This is a genomic window from Salinicola aestuarinus (assembly GCF_003206645.1).
Taxonomy (GTDB): Bacteria; Pseudomonadota; Gammaproteobacteria; order Pseudomonadales; family Halomonadaceae; genus Salinicola; species Salinicola aestuarinus.
The window spans coordinates 129,820-146,796 of record NZ_PZJP01000005.1; the positions used below are offsets into that span (position 1 = coordinate 129,820).

Annotated in this window: 23 protein-coding genes; 17 read left to right on the top strand and 6 right to left on the bottom strand. The window is 43.8% G+C overall.

The window, feature by feature from the left end; translation table 11 throughout:
* Positions 1–74: 74 nt before the first annotated feature.
* From DOM41_RS06045 to DOM41_RS06050, 4 genes are all read left to right on the top strand, one after another.
* The gene (locus DOM41_RS06045) at positions 75–1,178 is read left to right on the top strand and encodes a hypothetical protein (RefSeq protein ID WP_110685943.1); all 1,104 of its coding nucleotides are present in this window, start codon (positions 75–77) and stop codon (positions 1,176–1,178) included.
* Positions 1,175–1,507 carry a hypothetical protein gene (locus DOM41_RS17410; RefSeq protein ID WP_157956856.1) on the top strand — a complete coding sequence of 111 codons (333 nt, stop codon included), beginning with the start codon at positions 1,175–1,177 and terminating at the stop codon, positions 1,505–1,507. Before DOM41_RS06045 ends, DOM41_RS17410 begins: the two co-directional genes overlap by 4 nt.
* The gene (locus DOM41_RS17415) at positions 1,500–1,880 is read left to right on the top strand and encodes a hypothetical protein (protein WP_157956857.1); all 381 of its coding nucleotides are present in this window, start codon (positions 1,500–1,502) and stop codon (positions 1,878–1,880) included. The genes DOM41_RS17410 and DOM41_RS17415 overlap by 8 nt, the downstream gene beginning before the upstream one ends.
* Positions 1,881–1,976: 96 nt before the next feature.
* The gene (locus DOM41_RS06050; RefSeq protein ID WP_110685944.1) at positions 1,977–3,020 is read left to right on the top strand and encodes a hypothetical protein; all 1,044 of its coding nucleotides are present in this window, start codon (positions 1,977–1,979) and stop codon (positions 3,018–3,020) included.
* Positions 3,021–3,191: 171 nt separating this feature from the next.
* On the opposite strand, the gene DOM41_RS06055 is transcribed toward DOM41_RS06050, so the two are convergent.
* The 3 genes from DOM41_RS06055 to DOM41_RS17420 form a co-directional block, all read right to left on the bottom strand.
* Positions 3,192–4,733, bottom strand: coding sequence for a hypothetical protein (locus tag DOM41_RS06055; protein WP_157956858.1), 1,542 nt, complete (start codon positions 4,731–4,733; stop codon positions 3,192–3,194).
* A 73-nt stretch (positions 4,734–4,806) separates the two neighbouring features.
* Complete coding sequence (locus DOM41_RS06060) at positions 4,807–7,236, bottom strand: DotA/TraY family protein (RefSeq protein WP_110685946.1); 2,430 nt, start codon at positions 7,234–7,236, stop codon at positions 4,807–4,809.
* A 21-nt stretch (positions 7,237–7,257) separates the two neighbouring features.
* Positions 7,258–7,641 (bottom strand): hypothetical protein, encoded by a 384-nt coding sequence (locus tag DOM41_RS17420; RefSeq protein ID WP_157956859.1) that lies wholly within the window; start codon positions 7,639–7,641, stop codon positions 7,258–7,260.
* A 304-nt stretch (positions 7,642–7,945) separates the two neighbouring features.
* Here DOM41_RS17420 and DOM41_RS17425 point away from each other — a divergent pair, with 304 nt between their 5' ends.
* The 7 genes from DOM41_RS17425 (at position 7,946) to DOM41_RS06080 (ending at position 12,890) form a co-directional block, all read left to right on the top strand.
* Positions 7,946–8,638 carry a hypothetical protein gene (locus DOM41_RS17425; RefSeq protein WP_157956860.1) on the top strand — a complete coding sequence of 231 codons (693 nt, stop codon included), beginning with the start codon at positions 7,946–7,948 and terminating at the stop codon, positions 8,636–8,638.
* Positions 8,601–9,089: a plasmid mobilization relaxosome protein MobC gene (gene mobC / locus DOM41_RS06065; RefSeq protein ID WP_110685947.1), complete on the top strand. Its 489-nt coding sequence runs from the start codon at positions 8,601–8,603 to the stop codon at positions 9,087–9,089. The genes DOM41_RS17425 and mobC overlap by 38 nt, the downstream gene beginning before the upstream one ends.
* Positions 9,079–10,620, top strand: a complete 1,542-nt coding sequence (locus tag DOM41_RS06070; RefSeq protein ID WP_110685948.1) for a relaxase/mobilization nuclease domain-containing protein — start codon at positions 9,079–9,081, stop codon at positions 10,618–10,620. The genes mobC and DOM41_RS06070 overlap by 11 nt, the downstream gene beginning before the upstream one ends.
* A 282-nt stretch (positions 10,621–10,902) precedes the next feature.
* Entirely contained in the window at positions 10,903–11,121 is a 219-nt protein-coding gene (locus DOM41_RS17430; protein ID WP_157956861.1) for a hypothetical protein, read from the top strand.
* A 111-nt stretch (positions 11,122–11,232) separates the two neighbouring features.
* On the top strand, positions 11,233–11,418 hold the full coding sequence (locus DOM41_RS17435) for a hypothetical protein (protein WP_157956862.1): 186 nt from the start codon (positions 11,233–11,235) through the stop codon (positions 11,416–11,418).
* Between the two features lie 150 nt (positions 11,419–11,568).
* Positions 11,569–12,144 (top strand): hypothetical protein, encoded by a 576-nt coding sequence (locus tag DOM41_RS06075; protein ID WP_110685949.1) that lies wholly within the window; start codon positions 11,569–11,571, stop codon positions 12,142–12,144.
* Between the two features lie 131 nt (positions 12,145–12,275).
* Positions 12,276–12,890: a leucine-rich repeat domain-containing protein gene (locus DOM41_RS06080; RefSeq protein WP_157956863.1), complete on the top strand. Its 615-nt coding sequence runs from the start codon at positions 12,276–12,278 to the stop codon at positions 12,888–12,890.
* Positions 12,891–12,946: 56 nt separating this feature from the next.
* Here the strand turns inward: DOM41_RS06080 and DOM41_RS06085 are convergent, their stop codons facing one another.
* Positions 12,947–13,624 carry a thioredoxin domain-containing protein gene (locus DOM41_RS06085; RefSeq protein ID WP_110685951.1) on the bottom strand — a complete coding sequence of 226 codons (678 nt, stop codon included), beginning with the start codon at positions 13,622–13,624 and terminating at the stop codon, positions 12,947–12,949.
* A 574-nt stretch (positions 13,625–14,198) separates the two neighbouring features.
* On the opposite strand from DOM41_RS06085, the gene DOM41_RS06090 reads away from it, so the two are divergent.
* Genes DOM41_RS06090 through DOM41_RS06105 form a run of 6 tightly spaced genes read left to right on the top strand, consistent with a single transcriptional unit; the run spans position 14,199 to position 16,483 of the window.
* Positions 14,199–14,564 carry a hypothetical protein gene (locus tag DOM41_RS06090; protein WP_110685952.1) on the top strand — a complete coding sequence of 122 codons (366 nt, stop codon included), beginning with the start codon at positions 14,199–14,201 and terminating at the stop codon, positions 14,562–14,564.
* Positions 14,561–14,860: a hypothetical protein gene (locus DOM41_RS06095; RefSeq protein ID WP_110685953.1), complete on the top strand. Its 300-nt coding sequence runs from the start codon at positions 14,561–14,563 to the stop codon at positions 14,858–14,860. Before DOM41_RS06090 ends, DOM41_RS06095 begins: the two co-directional genes overlap by 4 nt.
* A 22-nt stretch (positions 14,861–14,882) precedes the next feature.
* A complete protein-coding gene (locus tag DOM41_RS06100; RefSeq protein ID WP_110685954.1) occupies positions 14,883–15,125 on the top strand; it encodes a hypothetical protein in 243 nt (80 codons plus the stop codon).
* Between the two features lie 11 nt (positions 15,126–15,136).
* A complete protein-coding gene (locus DOM41_RS17440; RefSeq protein ID WP_157956864.1) occupies positions 15,137–15,484 on the top strand; it encodes a hypothetical protein in 348 nt (115 codons plus the stop codon).
* Positions 15,481–15,843, top strand: a complete 363-nt coding sequence (locus DOM41_RS17445; protein WP_157956865.1) for a hypothetical protein — start codon at positions 15,481–15,483, stop codon at positions 15,841–15,843. The genes DOM41_RS17440 and DOM41_RS17445 overlap by 4 nt, the downstream gene beginning before the upstream one ends.
* On the top strand, positions 15,821–16,483 hold the full coding sequence (locus tag DOM41_RS06105; RefSeq protein ID WP_110685955.1) for a hypothetical protein: 663 nt from the start codon (positions 15,821–15,823) through the stop codon (positions 16,481–16,483). Before DOM41_RS17445 ends, DOM41_RS06105 begins: the two co-directional genes overlap by 23 nt.
* A gap of 32 nt (positions 16,484–16,515) precedes the next feature.
* Here DOM41_RS06105 and DOM41_RS06110 read toward each other — a convergent pair whose 3' ends face one another.
* Together DOM41_RS06110 and trbK are read right to left on the bottom strand one after the other, a co-directional pair.
* Positions 16,516–16,755, bottom strand: a complete 240-nt coding sequence (locus tag DOM41_RS06110; protein WP_110685956.1) for a hypothetical protein — start codon at positions 16,753–16,755, stop codon at positions 16,516–16,518.
* 13 nt (positions 16,756–16,768) lie between these two features.
* A complete protein-coding gene (trbK, locus tag DOM41_RS06115) occupies positions 16,769–16,972 on the bottom strand; it encodes an entry exclusion lipoprotein TrbK (protein WP_110685957.1) in 204 nt (67 codons plus the stop codon).
* Positions 16,973–16,977 lie beyond the last annotated feature (5 nt).

Below are 16,977 nucleotides of genomic sequence, written 5' to 3' on the forward strand. Positions count from 1 at the left end.
AAAGTTTTTTCCACCTCTGCCGATTCTTCCCAGAACACTACGTCTAAGCTCGGCGCAGATCGCTGGAGGGTCGGATGCCATTTGGATTTATCAAAAGCTTTTTTGACAGTCCGCTAGATAATGACGACTACTGGGACAAAAAGGCTAGCGCACTTACGTACATGTCCAAGGCCCATGCTGGTGAAGTGGATAACGTTTACCTCGCCAATAGCGATGAGCTTTATGCCCATGCGGTAGCTACTGTAGGCAACATCGACTTCAATGCCTTGCTCACAGATCTCGAAATCGAAGATACTTTCGAGGGGCTAACCAGTGCGCACGAAGTAATCGCTGTAGCCTTCGGCATAGTAGGTGTGCTAACGACAGTTTTGGTAAATTCAAAAGCTAAGTGGTTGGAAGAAAAATTTCTTTCTCTTCATAAGAAATTCAAGCCTGATGGGGCCAGTCCTCTCGACTATCGTACTGGTAAAGGCCATCGATACATATTTGGTCACGATGGTAATTTTTTCCAAGAATTACCAGAGGGATATACTTTTACCGGTGAAGAGGTCGGTGGTAAAAGTCTTTACCAATTGGTCACTGATTACATCGGTGCCAACTACCCCGGTGCCGGAGTTTTTACTAAGCATCTGAAAGCAGTGTCACATATCTTCACCCACTATCTTAGTGACCTACCTACTAAGGATGGGTTACCCCTTCCTTTCACTTCGCTGTTCACGAAGTGGTCAGAGGATGCTACTAAGGCAAGTGGATATTCAGCCAGTAATCCAGTAATGGACGCTCTTGGAAGAGAATTTGGCACAATCAATTTCGCAGATATGTCGTCTTACGCGGTGATTAAGCTTCTTTTGACTGGACACCACCATATCACTTTCGGGAACGTCGAAGTCGCTAAAGACGAAAAAGAATTACACCATGCACAAATGAGCACAATAGCTTATGGTACGGCTTTGTATATCCAAACTTTCTTACTCGCTATTGGTGTAAATGGCAATAAGATTAGAACAGCAAAAATGAACTATCTGATTGCTGGACCCTTCGTTCTTAACTCGACAAAATCAGTCCTTATTGCCACGCGCATGCACAAAAAAGTCGTCGCGCAATATGAAGAGTCAATCGCGATGTTGAAAAATGAAGAAGTCAGCATCGAACAGTGGGTTAAGGCGCAAGCACTATGAAAGCACATCAAGCAAGCTCAAACAGTGAATATCATTTCGAAAGCTCAGATGAATACTGTGATCCTATATTGGTTCGCAAGGTTAAAGACGAAATGGTTGCAGAAAGCTTTTTATCTGAATTAGAACTAGCTCAGCTTATAGCCATAGTTAAGCTGGAAACAGCTCGCTACGAGTACGCTGTAGGCGATTCAAGTTTGAAGGCTCATGGTGAAACCGTTCAGGCTATACGAAATGAGCTGATACAAGCAAACGGCGTTGAGCCATTTGACAACGGTAAAGTTGAATCCGAATTCTATAGACGCCTGAACAGGGAGTACGGCAATGAGTAGTATTTGGAAAAGCGTTGCTTTGGGCATTGGTGCCCTTGGTGCGTCTGCTGTCTCAGCCGTAGTTGCTGCCAAAGCCGCTGACAAAGTATCAGACAGTCGTGAAAATGAAAGGCGGACTAAGCTAGATGAAGAGTTTGACCAGCTAAGGCGGAAAACAAACCCGGCCACTACACCAATTTACGAACTGGAACCCTCTGACGACTCCTTCTTTACGAAGGTAGGAAAAGATAGTCTCAATGAGACTGTGAAAAGACGACAAAAGGAAATGCTAAATGATTATCATCGCGTTCTTGGTATTGATAGCAATAGTTATGATGATGAGTTTCAGCGTGAGGTTTTCGAAGAAGGAAAACAAAAGGATGGCCAAGCATAAAAAAATGAGACAGGCTAAATCCAAGGCTTTTGACAAAGGGTAATTCTTGCTCAAAAATTTCATCCATGAATCCGGCGAATAGGGTAAGGGGCTTTCATGACTAGCTATAAAGTACAAGAACTCGACGCTAACAAGCTTCGTGAAAACGCCTTAACTTCAATTCGGCTTGGTATCGAAGATTTTGGTCTTACGAAAGATCATCCCAAAGGGGAAGGTGATCCTGCTCGTGCCTTATCTTCTATTCGGAACCTTTTTGCGGGAGTCCTTTTGCTACTCAAATATAAAATTTTGAGTAGCGTTGAAGACCCCAAGGAAGCATCTTCTCTCATCTTTGTTCCTCCCAAAAATATACAACCTATCCCTGACGGCGAAGGTGGGATTCTATGGGAACCTGCTGGAAATTTCCAAAAAGGGACAATCGACGTTGACTTGATAAAAAAGCGTCTCGATAGCTTCGATATTTCTTTTGATTGGGCTGTCATACAGGAGCTACAAAAGGCTAGAAATAACATTGAGCACCTTCATCCCGAAAATAGCTTGAACGAGTTATCAGGCTTGATTGCTCAGTTATTCCCTGCTCTTCGAATCTTCATTGAAGAAGAAATGAGTGAGCGACCGGTGGAAATTCTAGAAACTGCTTGGCCCATAATGCTTGCCCATGCCGATTTCTATAATGGAATCCTCAAGGAATGTCGTGAGAGATGGGAAGCTGCTGGAGTTCCAACTCTACTGCAATCTATTTTAAAAATATCGCAGTGCGATAATTGTAGCTCATACCTTATCCAGCCAGATGATGAAGCATTGGACGATGGTCGTTCGGTTGAAAGAGATGAGGCCAATTTCGACTATGCTTGTCGTGAGTGCGGAGATCAACAATCCATTGCGGATCTTTTGATTTCTACATTACATTTTCACCATGGTTTTCACCCGACTGATGATGTTGATCCCAGTGTCGCGTCCTGCATTTGGTGTGACCATGACACGTTTGTAGTTTCGGATCTAAAATGCTTCTGGTGTGAAGCAGAGCTGGATTACAAACAATGTTATATTTGCGAGGAACCCTTGGGTCAGGAAGATCAACTCAACAACGGAATGTGTGGATACCATGCTCATGTTTTTGAAAAAGTGATGAAGGAATAGAGTTTATGCTCTTTATACAAATTAAAGTGCGACAAAGTGTTTTAAAACACTTTAAGAATTCTTAAAACACTTCAAAGTGTCACAAAACACTTTAAAACACATTGTTGTGTATAGAAGCGTTTTTGAGATCAAAAAAACCCGCTCAAAAAGCGGGCTTCATTTAACTATGTATTACTGGTTCTGGAAATAGATCCTTAAATCGATTTCAGCGGGACCATTGCCGGTCTCGTAGCTGATAGGCACGACTTTCGACGAGGTGCCACGCTCACCGACCTTGTAGCCTGAAGCATGGATACCTTCTGTTCCGGTTGAAGTGGTGATCTGACCTGACACGGTATAGACATAGAGGTAACGCCCGTTACCTAGGTCTTTCGCTATGGTGTTGACCACTATGAAGGCCGGTATCACGAAGTCAGAGCGGTAATCGATACCGGGACCGCATTCCATGACGCCTATCCAGATTTTGCCAGCACCCGAAATGTCCTGACCACACAGATTTGCTAGATACTTCGCTGACACGAAGTCATTTATGACATATCGCTTCGTTTCTGCAGTGCTAACGATTTGCCTGAAATGCTCGGAATCGTAGCTACCGGCTAGACCCGCATTGCTCGCAAGCTGTTCAGAATCCGCGTGACGCTCAATCAAGCCTTCTACAGAGTAAGGGTTCACGAATGTTCGAATCTGTCCGTCAAAGCAGTGTGCGGACGCTCTGAGCGGGTAGCTACTGTAGTCAGCTTCCAGCGGGTAGCACCTACGGCCTCGCAAGCTTGGATTATTGCCCAGTGGTGCAGGGCTGGTGCCGTCTATGGCGGAATGTGTGGTCAAGAACTGGAAACTTGTCTTCGCTTGAAGGTCCGAATCGACATGACCGGCCAAGGATTCGAGACACAATCCTCGAGATCCAGACGGTAGCTCTACCCAGTCGGTCGTTTGGTCGATACCGATTGAGTCCAGAGCTTTGCCACAGAGCGCACGGCCACCAAGATTCTGAAGCATAGGTGGCCTGCTCGCATACTGAACGATAACGCTACCTGAGAGGTCGCCAGTAGCCTTGGGCTCATAGCTACCGTAGTCAGTGAGGTTCGTCAGGAAGGTCCATTCTACGAGCTGATTTGGTGCCTTCACGAACACGCCGAATCGCTTCTCAGAGCGGTCGAGATAGCTTGAGAAAGCTGATAGGTCGATATCCTGACCGGCTGACCCTTGGAGTGTGTAGCCGTCGATCTCACCTGCCACGGCTTTGACAGGCTCACCATACGCCGTAAAGCGTAATCCTTCGCTATCAGACACACGACGAATGTAGTCGCTGAAATTCGCCTCCCATCCATATTTTGCGAGCAATGCCCCTGAAGCCTGGCCCTCGGTGGTTATCAGCAGGTCGACACGCTTAGGTTCGTTCTGAGCAACCGCGTAGTAGGCTACAAGGTCTTGACCACCGAGAATCGAATCGAATCCGGGTAGCGAGCTGTTTCGCTCGCGTAGCTGGTCTACTGTCACCCGGCCTTCAGGCATCCAACCTACTGACGAGGCGGCTTCCATATTGGCTTCAACGAATCGTGAAAAAGCGAGCGCCGAGTATTCGACAGTCAAGTCTCGCTCTTTGACGTTCATCTGGGTTTGGTTTTCGGTTGACGCCAAGATAGTGCCTGTCAATGCGAGTGTGGCGATACCTAGCGTCAAAAGTAATGCGTATCCTCTTTGTTTTTTCATAATGTGTTCCCTTTTTTGGTTTCATTGTATTTGTTAGAAAAAGGGGCCAATCCTTGGCCCCTATCCATAGCTATCACTCTCTTGAATTGTCAGAGTCTTTTCCTTTCCACATAGACCTAACTTTGCCCGGTGCGCCACCGATAGCATTACCGATACCGGCTCCTAGGCTGTGACCCATTTGGCTGTTGGTGCCTGTAGAAGTTGAAGGAGAAGTATTCACCATTTTGTCGACAGCAGCGTTATCGCCGTTGTTGCCAAAGGTATTGGTGATACCCGCAAACAACCACCTATCAAAATCGTCTGGCACCGTAGTTATCAGCTTGAAGGTGTTGTGCATAAAAGTGGTTATGAATGTTAGATATATGCCTGTAATGCAGGCAACCTTCATAATATCGAAAGTCCAAAACTCACTTTGACCAACCGACATCCAGAAGATTTCATTCATAAATATCCATCCCACCGCTAGGATAAACCTAGATAACAAGATTCCCACGACAATCATGAAAGGTCTAAGGAGCAAGGTCATACCCATCCCGAGATTTCTTTGCCAGTTTGAACCGGCTAGGCCACTGCCTTCAGGAGAAGCCAACATTGCTAATCCTAGTGGTGCAAAGAACATGGCTTCGGCAAAGATGACCATATAATTCAAGCTTGTAAATCCGGCAATGATTCCGGGCAATATGGGTATGTAGTATGCCATTACAGCACCGGAGCCCTGAAGAACGGTTATCCAGCCTTTTAGATAGTCGGAGACTGACCCTATAAAACCGCCCATTAAACCGCCGATACCAACTTGGCTCAACAAGCTGTTCTCTAACCCTGAAGCCACGCTATCCAGCACAAATGTCACTTGGCGTGCAAAGAAGGTGGTATACATTATTGAATGACCCATTGTCTGGACAATCCCTATCGGATCAGGAAGAGCCGTAGCGCCAGCAGAGATAGCCGTTCCATTGCCATAGTCGTTAGCATCGTAGGTATTTTCATCTGCAAGCCCGAAACCACTACCTAGCACACTGAAGGTGCCTTTTGCCAAAGTCGTACCAAAATCGCCTTTTGTCGCCAATAATGGCGAAGCAACCATTCTGGATACGTTTTTAAGTGTTGCTTTATCACTTGGGCACGACACATCATTACAGGACGCCTCAGAAGCAACACGGGCACTACCATCGCTATTAGCAAGAAAATCTGAAGCTGTTTTCAAAACGTATGTCGATTTATTGAAAATATCGTCATAGCCTCTCGTTCCACAGTCTTCTTCATCTTTGAATGGATTCCATTTCCAGCTGTCATTAGTCATTAGACAGCCTTTTTCGGCGTCAAAGTTGAATGAGGTGTTATCTGTCGCGACAGCAATGCTGGATGTGATGTTGTTGATAGAATTTCCGAGCAACATATAATAGCCACCTAGCATCATCCAACCATATTTATCATTGAATTTTTCGGGATCTACTGACACATACATATTGCCATTGTTGTTTATCAACTGCATGTCGGGGTGCGTAGCTTCGTAATTCGCATTGATTCCTTCAACAATAATGTTCTTCAATTCGCTGTCGTAACTTCTTTGAATTCCTATTAGTTTGTTAGCAGAGTTGATGACATCGTTTTTAATCTTCACCCCATTCGTGCCAGTTTCAATAGCAGAAGCCATATCATAAGAACTATACCAGCCTTCTTCACTATCAACTGGAATCACGACTTCGCTCATAATTCTCGAAAGGGTTTTGATTTGAAGGTTGAGTATTGGTTTCTCTAAATAGCTCATCTCGCCTAGGTCTGGCATTGTAATCATGCCACAATTTCCGTTTTGACCCATCTTAATGTTTGAAGTGACATTCAATAAGTCTGTGTCTAGTCCGTTGGCCGACTTGGCAAGCGTTTCATTAACTGCAGTCCCTAAATCCGTCTGGCGCTGGTTTGAGTAGGCGTACATCATGCCTTTGTAGTCCTGATAATCGTCTATTCCGATATTCAGGGCTCGCGTGCAAAATGCCATATTCACCATGTCTTTCATGGCGTTAAAGCCCGCAGACGAGTCAGGGAGGCTAATCATGGTATTCGTGCTGTTCGCCATCGCAAAACCAGCAGGCTCATCAGCAATGTTATTAGCTGTCCCGAAAATCAATCGACCCACAATCAACTGAATGTTGCTAAGGCCCGCAGGATTTTCACCAAATACCGGCTGAAATACCGGCTGAATAAGCCCAACAACCAAAACACTTAGAAGTATGCTGAAAGGCGACATTTTTGTTGCTGACAACTTGCCAGATTCATTCACCTTCATTACCGAAAAAACAATGCTAAATCCGATCATCCAGCTTGCTATCAAAAAGGCTATCGGATTCGCGTAGCCTGCTATATATGAAAGAAGTGTGACATCCGTTAGATCTGTTTCTAGCCATTTTCCGAATAAAAGTTTACCCATTTCCCAAGCTACACCTGAAGGGTCTGAAAACCAATTATCGGGATTCATAGTTCCTATTATTCCATTCTCGTCCATGACAGTTTTCTCCTATTATTGTTATTCGGTGACGTAATCCCTTGTCAGTGTGTTTTCAAAGAAATGCTTTCTTTGTGCTTTTGATTTCAAGCTTTCAACATAGTCGCCAGTCAAAGTGAACGCACCGTGCGATTTCAATTCGACTTCTGATATCAAACCTTGAATTGCTGGTTCACATAAAGCAGGCTTGAAACCTTTTGGACTTTCATGCACACACTGATCGATTACTGCATTAGCTTCTACTTCAATTCCATTTTGCTGTTCTACATTGATACTCAATTCTTGCAAATGGTTCACAAACATTCTTTCGGACAGGAGGTAAGTAACCCCGTTTGATATCAAAAATGTTGTCAGCAAAATGAAGTATGTAGCAAACCTATCGGTTATCTTTTTTGTTGTTTCCATAACACTCTCCTTATTGGCATTGTTATCAAGTAAGCATCCTTGCTTACTTATGTAGCATTTATCACTATTAGAATTATCTACATTATATTATTATAACATATTTTTAAAAAATGTGTTATAATAAGTTTGTGGTCAATATGAAAGCGAGCATATACGAGCCGGACATAAATGTCCGGCACCACGAAATCGGAGATTTCGTTTCGTAGTCTCGAAAGGGCTCTGCCCTTTACCCGTTTGAATCTCTTCGAGCTTCAAATTATTGCCCACAAAACAGAATGATTGATAACAATAAAGGAGACCAATCATGGAAGATAATGACAACAACAAGCCAAGTTTTTGGCAGAAGCAATTCAGTCGAGACAGAGCAGTTAGAAGGCAGCGTGGTTTCTGGCAAAGACAGTTAGCCACATACACCGATTCGTTCACTTGGCGAGGTGATACGATTAGGGATACGTATCAAGGATTCAATAATCTTAAGAACAATTCTAGAGGTGTACTGAGTCAGTCCAGAACGATGAAAGGTGTCTTTTTGGATTTCGAAACTGAGGCCCAAGCGATGGGTTGTTCGGTCGAAGAGGTCAAAGCATTTCTAATGCGAAGACACACAATATGGAATTTGTTCTCTTGGTTTCTGATTCTTGTTTTAATGGTCGGATTTTATAACATAGCCAACATCTCAGTCGAAGGGTTCACGAATGGTATTGTTTTATGGAGTGGTAGCATTTCTGGCTCAGCCATATTTTATGCCATATGGTGGGAATGTTTGATATTGGGTATTTATCTGCACACTCAATACCACGCTTTCATTATAAGAAATATGTTCGTTCCTAATTTCTGGTCAGGTTTGAAATATCTCTTACGTAATCCGTCAGAGCTTCTACCTATATCCAGCATCTACGATGGTGTCGACGAGGAAATACTTTATGAGCTAGGAAATTTTGAGTCCAAGGAGAACGATAATGAAAAGAACAAGAAGAATAGAAGTCAGAGTCAGTGATATTGAAAAGGAGAATTTCTCTAAGGTCGCTTCAAGCTTGGGACTGACACCTACGGACCTTGTGAGAGTCGCCATTTATCTGATCCCAGCTTTGCAGGCAAGGCAGATTGATATCAATGCCTTTTTGGACGATATCAACAAGCTTCGCGCCAGTGACGCAGTGCCCTATATCAGGAAAAAGAGAAAGGTAGAATTACCGGCCCCTGCAGTGGACCCCGAATTGGTGTCGGCTATCAACTCGATTGGGAACAACGTCAACCAGATAGCTAAGCGTGCGAACGAGGATACCAAGGCCGGAACGCTCGATATCTTCGACTTCCAAACTGACGTTCGTCGCTTGGCTGAGCTTCTGGAAGATATCAAGTATGTCTACCACCGTGACGTTCAGCAGAACATGCGTGACGAGCTGAAGGCCGAGTATCGTGCCAAGGGGGTTCTCTATGCTGATTGAGATGATCCCCAATGGTAAGTCGAAGTCACCTATCAACACAGTGAAAAAGGCCGTGAGCTACCTGCTTGGTGAGAAGGACAGCCATGGCACCACCCGAAGCGTGGAGCCTGAGCTTGCTGACGGTGATGTCGATATGTTTTTGGAACAAACCTGCTATGGCAACCAGCCCGGCAAGTTCACTTCCGGTGTGTTGAGCTTTATGGAGTCACCTGAGCGTATCCCTGACGAGGTTCGTCAGGCTATCAGGGAGAGCCACAAGCAAGCTTCCTTCCCCGGCTTGGACCCTAACAGGGTTGTCTCTATCAATGTGGTCCACGGTGACAAGGGACGCTATGAGGACCATTTCCTCTATGGCGGTGAGGATCTGGCTACCTCGAAGCGTATCAATGGCTATCAGTCTCATGTCTTCAGGAACGGGCGTAAGGTCGATATCGACTTCGAGCGGATGGATGCATGGAAGGACATGACGAATGCCTTCTATGGCTTCGACGACCCTAAAGATCCGCTGTATCGCAAGGGAGCAGAGCTTGAGAACCGCAAGGCATGGCCGAAAGACATTCAGGACATGGTTTCGACTATCAATAGCTACATTGCCCACAAAGTGGCTGAAGGTGACATAAAAAATCGAAAGGACGTGATTTCACAACTACAAGAAAAAGGAATGGAGGTGACCCGTGAAACCAGACAATCAATATCAATCAGAAACCCAGACAGACCAGATGGACGACCTATCAGGCTCAAAGGCGAATTCTTCGAAAAGGATTTCGTCGGAGATGCGAAAAGAACTCAACTCAAAATTGAAACCGAATCAGAAGAGTTCAGAGCCAGAAGATGGGAGCGTTACGAAGAAGCCAAGGCTAAGTTCGACAGACTCTACGAAGTCAAAGCACAGTATTATGAAAAACGTTTCGCAAGCCCCAAGTTCAGGAAAGGCAAGGATAGTTACAAGGGTAGAAAGAAAGCTCTCAGGAAAAGGCGTTCTGCTAAGCATGTTGGCGGGGGCGTTCCTCTCAATAACGATTTTGACTGGAGCAAAGTTGATCAGTCACACACAATTGGTGACCTCTTATTCAGAGACCTCGACTTACATAGAATGCAAGGAGCTAGGCAAAGACACCCAGTCAGGCAAAATCCTATGCCTGCCAAAAACAACAATACTATAAAGGAGCAAGCCAATGGAAAGGATGCCAGCGATAGATCGAGAGATAATAAAGACCTTAATGCGTTCGTTGAAGGAAAGCGAACAGCAAACGAACGATTTGAAAGAACTATTCGAGTTCATGCAGACCAATTTGAAAGAGTATCCGAAGCAACAGGAAGCGCTTCACGAGAAAATGAACAGCTTATTGCTAGTTTTGAAAAGACTCTCAGAAGACTCCAAGAACAAGCAGAACAGGATATCTCAGCTAGAGGAATATCAGCAGAATATGCAGAGACAGATAGAAAAATTGACAAGTCTATTGAACAATTGACGACACCACGTCCGAATCAAGGTCGTAAGATAAAGAAGAACGAAGGTCTTGGTTATTGATATAGAAATAATGTGGTTTAATTTCACTGCTTAAAAGCTTGGGAAAGGTATAAAGCATTGGAAAAAACGAAAATAATCCAACTTTTATTTATTATTTATGATATAATATTAGCATGGGTTTAATTGAGAAAAGCTTTCAGGATGAATATATAGATAGAAAAACACTGCAGGATGAATTAGAGAGGTAGGTATATAATGATAACAATAACAGAAATAGTGGATTGGTTAAGAATGATGAATATGAGACCTGTTATCAGAAGGTCTAAAGGCAACTGGTTTCGAATGTATATTATCGATAGCAATGGTTCAAAGGTTCTACCTGCCGAGTGCTTCAGGTTTTACCCTGTCGCTTTAGGCAAAAGCCTTGAAGTCGATAATATGGACAAGGTTAAGAATAAAGCATTGCAAGATTTGTTATTGAAACTAATGAAAAGTGATATTTTGATAGAAAGCTATGTAAGACAAAACACAGATTTTGACAATAAAGGAGTTAAGTTATGAATATTTTAATGAGATTTTTAGGCTCGCAGTTCGGTAATTCCGTGATTGCACTGATTGCATACGGTGCTGTTGCTTACTTCTGCTTGTCATCAATGTTCGGAGGTCAGTGATATGAGCTACTTCGATAAATTTGATGGCAACGGTGAAAAAGACACCGACCATGCTTTTTACAAGGACCAGCGCGGAAATCGCAAGACAACCGGGGCGGGTAGAGCTTTCGCTTGGAAGCTTGTCGCCTTCGCTGGTGTAGCAGGATTTATGTATTACCAATTCAGTTCGTATTCTATCGGAGGATGAAACTATGTTTAGAAGAAAACCAAAACAAAAAAAGCAAATTGAAGTTCATAGCAATGGATACACGAAAGGCGAGAATCGCTTATACGGCTTCTTCGCACTGGTTGCGGTGTCATTTGGCTTGTATTTCATGATCATTGGCGTGCTTTGATTATGGCTAGCGAGACAGTCGTAACGCTCACTATGACAGCTCAGGGCATGTTTAATCACGAAAGCCTTGAAGAGCTTGCTCGCAAGCGAATCGGTTTCGTCGAGGCGGGTAGCATTATGCTTTACGACCTTGATGACAATCTGTTCGTTCTGTCGCCGGTCGGGAATGATTTTGACGATAGTGTCGCTAGAAACGATTTTATCGTCAGAACCATTCTAGAGAATAGCCCTAAAGCGTTCTCTCGTCGCCTATCAATTGTCACTGCCGTGGATATCGATAGCAAGCCGTCTCTGAAGCTGTCTACGAGCCAGTACGGTGAGTATATCCAGCAGACGCTTACTGACCTAGATACGCAGAATGTGGCCTATGTGTCGGATGGTGAAATCTACATTCATGAAACCGACCGAGATAACACTTGTATCGGTGAGGTGAGAATGAAACGGAATTCGGACACGCTCATTGACGCCGAAGACGTTGTTGGTCGTGTCCTGAAATTCATGCAACTTAAACGAAGTAAAAACTATGTAGTAGAGAAAGTGGTTTATAAGAAAGATAAGAAGAAAAAGGAGGGCAAATGATATGGATAACAAGCATATGGTTTTTGGCTTGGCGATTGGCCTCTTCGTTTTTTCTATCTTGTGTTTATCGTATGGGCTAACAAATTTATGAAATGGGCAAGGAAGCCCAAAAAACAAAAAAGGAGAATTTCATGAAAAAAGCAATTTTAGCAACAGTAGCAATAGCAGTCGCGACAGCAAGCTTGTCAGCAAATGCAGGGTTTATGTTCAGATCAGAGCTTCCCGGTGTCAAAGCAAGTGTCGATTCAGAAGCACCTGATAGTGAGCCTGTGAAACAAAATCCTGATGCGTGGAGTGAATTCGCGATAGCGAATGAGGTTCCTGATCCTAAAGATTCGAATTATCACTCATTGACTTGGGATAGAACCAATCTTTCTAAGTTGCCAAACGAACTTTACCCCGTTGCGACGGTTAATAGAATGTTAATTAGTGGGAATTCTTTTACAAGCATTGCTTCTCTATCTTCAATAATTAAAGCTTATGAGTTGGATCTTTCATACAACAACATAACGTCGCTCTCTGGTTTGAATAACCTTGATTCAGTATCAGAACTCTACCTCTATCGTAATCCAGCACTAACTGATATCTCAGCGTTGTCGAATTTGAAGTCAGCAGATTACGTTGATTTAGATTCAGATATCGCCAGTCGCTCGGGATTCGTTCCAATATCTTCAGAAGCGTGGCTATGTCAATCTAAAAACTCAGGTGTCATACAAGGCCCATCTCAAGCAGATATCTGTTATTGATATTGATTTTTAAAAAAGGAGCCCCTTAAGGCTCCTTTTTTTGCTGACTACTACTGTTATTGATGACTCAAGCTTTCAAGTTTGTTTTCGATATAGCTTGTTTCAGCAGCGCCATAAACCGTTGAGCTATCCTCGAAGAAAATCACAGGTACGCCATGTTTAGCAAGCGCTGTTGAATTACCGACTTTGGTGCCAACATCTTTAGCTTTTAAAGTTTCGAGCATGACGTTGTATACCTCAATCTGCGTTTTCCGGCATGAACGGTTTGCTAATGCGCCTGACGCATTTGTTGGCACGCCACCGTGCATGACAGCTTCATAAGCCTCTAACCGAGACTGATTGTCAGCTTGGCAGTTTACCGCCTGTGCCACCTTCACTGGGGTGGTCTTAAAGAACGGCCCCATAAATATATGGACCGTAGTATTATCGAGTTTGTCCAACCGATCGTTCAGTATTCTTGAATACGGGCAACCCGGCTCCATAAGCACCGCCATTTCCCTCTCTCCCGTTCCGTTGACCTTCTTGATGGAGTGTTCTAACGGCAAAGAGGAATACTGGATTACACGTCCCTGAGAGCCGTAGGTGATTTCCAAAGGCTTAACTTCTTCACTTTGACTGCTCTGAGTGAGAGAAGACATGTAGGATTGCGTGCTGTTCATGGCTTGATCCATGGTCTTACAGCCGGTTAGGGCCGTTGCGATCAAAGGCAAGGCCAGCCATAGCTTGGTATTCATTTCTTGAGTTCCCCGTTAAATTTTCTTTTATATGACACCCACGCGATTGGAACTTAAGACCGCCCGCAGATGAAGGGCTTTGCGGTAAGTTTTTTCTGTCAGAGTCTGTAAGACAAATCCTACAAAACATCCTGAAAAACTAATGTTGCTTGTCCTTCATAATCCCAGCAAATCTACATACCCCAAAACCTTGTCAAGTAAATGATGGGGTGGAAATGAAAAATAAATTAACTTATAAAACTTTTAGAATTGCTTTGATATTCACATAAAACTTTCCCTAGTGTGATACCTATATCACTAATAACGCCCTAAATAATGAATTACTATGTTATAATGGAGTCATAACAAAACAACAAAGGAGAAATTGTTATGACAGCAACTACAGCGCTTTTTATTGCAGGGTTAAGCATTTTATCAGCAACGGTCTGTTTCTTTATCTTAATGCTTACTGCATTGCCAGCAACCTACTTCATAGGAATTGGAATACTAGGATTGGCTTGTTTATCACCGGTCTTGTTCTTCGTCGCGAGAACAGTTCTAGGCTTCGACATATAATAACAAAAAGGAGAAATTTATGAAAACCACTACAAAAATAATATTGTCACCAATCAGACTACCTTACCTACTTATCAAGAAGGTCAGCCTTGGAATCAAAAACAAGTTCTTGGACTTAGCTGAGTGGGCAGAAACCGCGAAGCTAGTTCCCTTGTTACTAGCTTCAATGGGCGTCTCGTTTATCTCATTGTTCTTCGTGTCGCTCTTCCTGAACGCAATCGGCTTGACTTCAATTGCGTCATTCGTGTTCTCAATGTCAGGCTTGATAGTGCTCTATTTCACGTTCTTGGCCGTAGCAATTCTACCTCTAGGCATTCTAGCTGCTGTGTTCTTAACACTAAGAGCAATCACAAGAAGGTTCGTGCTGTCAGGAGGTGCTAAATGAATATCTCATACACAGACACCTTGAATCTTATTTCTGTCTTCAATTTCAAATTGTTGTTCACAAAGCACGGCTCTGCTCAAACCAGAATCTATGTGACGCATGATGGCAAGAAATTGAATGACAACAAAGTGATTGCTGGTCAGAGGAAAGAAAGGATTGAAGCTGGTTATCTCTCTGACAGAACGAAGGGCTGTATCGTCTCAGCCTTTGCCAATGTTCTTGAGTTTTACCCAATGTATAAAGAGCTAGCCAAGAAATGGCTTCACTACCACTACATAGACGAGACAATGATTTAATAACAACAAAGGAGAATACGCTATGGACAGCTACCTACTAACAATAATTTTAGCCTCATACAATGTCGAAGACACGGCAGAGCTTTTAGAGCTGATCGAAGATGGAGGCTACACATACGATTTCGACGCAGAGAAAGCCTATCAGCACTATTCGAGAGCTATCGAATTCGAAAGAAGAATCGGCGACACCCAATTAGGTTTCGACTCTTATGAAGAGGAAGAAGACACATACATAGAAGAATACGAAATGGCCGGAATGGTCTAAGGAGAACAACAATGAATATACTACAAAAAATTGAATCTAAATTAACCCCAAAGTTTACAGACGAAGCAGTGGATAAAGAACTTGAGGACTATACAGTTGAAGCGATAAGGCATAGATTGAAATCTGAAAAACGCTATCTAAAGATTATTCGGTTCATATATCCTTTACTCTTGCCTTCTTTGGTATTGCTGTTGTTTTGGCCCATTACTACTGTTGCGACTGCTACCATTGCATTTGTTTTTTCGGCGCTCTTGCTCACTTCTAGTATTAGAGCTTACAGAAATCTTAAGATAAAGCAGGAAGCTTTGGAATCAGGTTTGAAAAGAAAAATTGAAAACAATAAAGGAGAAGAGCTATGAAATTTTCAACACATAATCTATTCGGAGGAATAAAGACTTTATCTGAGAAGCCGGAATCTAAAGCAACTCTGAGCTTGATTTTCCTTTTTTGCTATTTTCTTGTTTATGCTCTATACATTGTGCCTTTCCTAAGCCATTTAGAAGTTTATTTGTTCTTATTTCCTAATACACTTGGCCTTTTGACTTTTGACTCGCTCTACATTTCATATGAAATGATGATTGATCTAGTTAAAGCTTTTGCTTTTATAGTCGCTACCTTTCCACTATTTAGCTTTGCAACCGTCTTCATTCGAAATCTTGGGTTGATCCCTGACGGTAAAGATAAGGAGATTCACAATGTTGATAACAACAAACAATAACCCCGTCGCATTTGCGCGAACTACAGAAGAAGTCCTGAAAGCAGGTGCTTCTAGAAAAGCCAAGCTCGATATTTTCAGTCTCATGCAAGCTGAGCCGGTTTTTCTAGAAACGTCTCTGACAGACGATGGTCAGCTATACGACCTTGCGGTGTTCGATTCTGCGGGTAAGCCTGTGCTGGCTACGGGTATCAGCCCTACGCACCGTTTTGAAGGTGATACCGCAACGGGGGATAGCTATGAGTCCTTGAGCGTGTATCCGTCTCTATGCCAAGTCTGGGACCGTTTGGCTACGGTTCTGGCTGGTAGGACCGTGGTCAGCTATCAAGCCTCAGAAACGCTCTACAGGCTTCTCTTTGCCTTGAGCGATTGCGGTATCCAATTCGAGTTCGCAGGGCTTGTGGACGCTTCGGAAGCCTTACAGCGTGTGTTGGGGTCAAGACACTCGCTAGCAAGCGCCTATGAGCTTCTGAGCGGTCAGGAAGCCTTGGGTATGGATGTGGCTTACGGAAAGGCTCTCATGCTGTCTCAGGTTTACCGTTCCATAGCTCAATCGGTGGAGGAACCGCTTAGGTCTGGTGTGGTTTCAGGTGGTGTGTATCGCGAGATCCATGAGGCTCGAAATGAAAAGGGGAACCTGTGAGGTTCCCCACCGCTGAAACGGCTGTGGATAGGTCAGAAGCGGTTTTCTGGCCCGCCGGTCTGGATATCGATGCACACGTCCACGATTCGATCTCGGATTTTCGGGGGCAGGTCTTCGATTTTTTCCCACCTATCACTGGCATTGCAATACGCTTTGTCAACGTAGATACCGCCTACAGTTTCTTCGTAGCCAGTCAATTCGCTGGATTCTTGCGCTACGGCAGAACCAGCCGATAAGGCCAGCGTTACCGCTATGAATGTGGTGGTCTTCATGGCGTGTCCTTGGCTACTGGGCGTTCTTGAAGGCTTCACCCATCAGAATTTTTTGGCATTCTTGGACGAACTTCATTTGGTCCTCGCGTGAAGCGTCCCGGTATTGCTCACCCACCTCGGGATCTTGGCAGTTCTCAGCACTGGGTTCGGGCAATCCGCAACCTGTTAGCAGAACAGCGGATACGGTGATAGCGGTGCTTGCGATAAGTGTTTTCATGTCAG